This window comes from bacterium, assembly GCA_009926305.1.
In the GTDB taxonomy this organism is placed as follows: Bacteria; Bdellovibrionota_C; UBA2361; order UBA2361; family RFPC01; genus RFPC01.
The window spans coordinates 1-1471 of record RFPC01000217.1; the positions used below are offsets into that span (position 1 = coordinate 1).

1 protein-coding gene is annotated in these 1471 nt (G+C 44.5%); it reads left to right on the forward strand.

All coding sequences use genetic code 11. The features are described 5' to 3' along the window. Positions 1-1430 (forward strand): type I restriction endonuclease subunit M (locus EBR25_13975; GenBank protein ID NBW42078.1); only part of this gene is annotated, 1430 nt, incomplete at its 5' end. Positions 1431-1471 lie beyond the last annotated feature (41 nt).

Genomic DNA, 1471 nt, shown 5'->3' on the forward strand with positions numbered 1-1471 from the left:
ACGCAGAAGCAGAGATTAGAAAAAACCTTGTAACCAGAGGATACATTAAAGGCATTATTGGCCTCCCTGCTAACCTCTTTTACGGCACCGGTATTCCAGCCTGTATCGTTTTAGTTGATAAAGAAGGAGCAAAAGACAGAAAAGAGATCTTTATGATCGATGCAAGCTCCGGCTTTATGAAAGACGGCAACAAAAACCGCCTTCGCTCGCGAGATATTCATAAGATTGTTGATGTCTTTAATACCCAGGAAGAAGTTGAGAAATACTCACGGCTTGTTCCCCTTAAAGAGATTGAGAAAAACGAGTTTAACTTAAACCTCCCCCGCTATATCGATAGTCAGGAAGAAGAAGACCTTCAAGATATTGAAGCCCATCTAAAAGGCGGCATCCCTTCACGCGATGTCGAAGCGCTTAAAGAGTATTGGGACGTATGCCCTGGGCTTAAAGCAGCGCTCTTTTCTGAAAACCGGTCAAAATATCTTGATCTATCGGTTGATAAGACAGCCATTAAAAACTCAATCTTTGAGCACCCGGAGTTTCAAAGCTATACCGAGAAGATGAACGCGCTCTTTTCCGAGTGGCGAAACCGCGCAGAGAAAAAGCTAAAAGCTTTAGAAGCCGGTCATAATCCGAAAGAAGTTATCTTTGAGCTTTCTGAAGACCTCCTTGATCACTACGAAGAAGCACCGCTCCTTGATCAGTACGACATCTATCAGCACCTGATGAACTACTGGTCTGATACGATGCAAGATGACTGCTACCTGATAGCGGCTGATGGATGGACTGCGAAAGCTGAGCGCATTATTGAGAAAGATAAAAAAGGAAAAGAAAAAGATAAGGGCTGGAGCTGTGATCTCGTTCCAAAGAGTTTAATAGTTTCTCGCTACCTTGAAGACGAGCAAAAAGCGATCACTGAACTAGAAACCGCACTTGAAATTGCTGCTGCAGAAAGAACTGAGCTTGAAGAAGAACACGGCGGAGAAGAAGGGGCATTCTCTGAGCTTGAGAAGATAAATAAAGGTGCAGCAAGTGCACGAATAAAAGAGCTTCGGGCGGACAAGCAATCAGAGGCGGAATCAAAAGAAGAGATCGCTATCTTAAAGAAATGGACTGAGCTTAATAACCAGGAGTCAAAGCTTAAAAAAGAGCTAAAAGAGAAAGAAGCTGAGCTTGATGAGAAAGCCTACAAGCAATACCCAAAACTTTCTGAGCTTGAGATTAAGACCCTTGTTGTTGATGATAAGTGGCTTTCGACTTTAGAGAGCCTTATTCATGGTGAAATGGACCGGGTAAGTCAGAGTTTGACTCAGCGGGTGAAGGAGCTCGCTGAGCGCTATGAGACGCCGCTTCCGAAAATGACTGAGCAGGTGGCTGAGCTTGAAGGTAAAGTGAACAAGCACCTTGAGAGGATGGGGTTCTCATGGATGTGAGGGAGGGGTATAAGCAGACCGAAGTCGGGCAAATTCCCCAT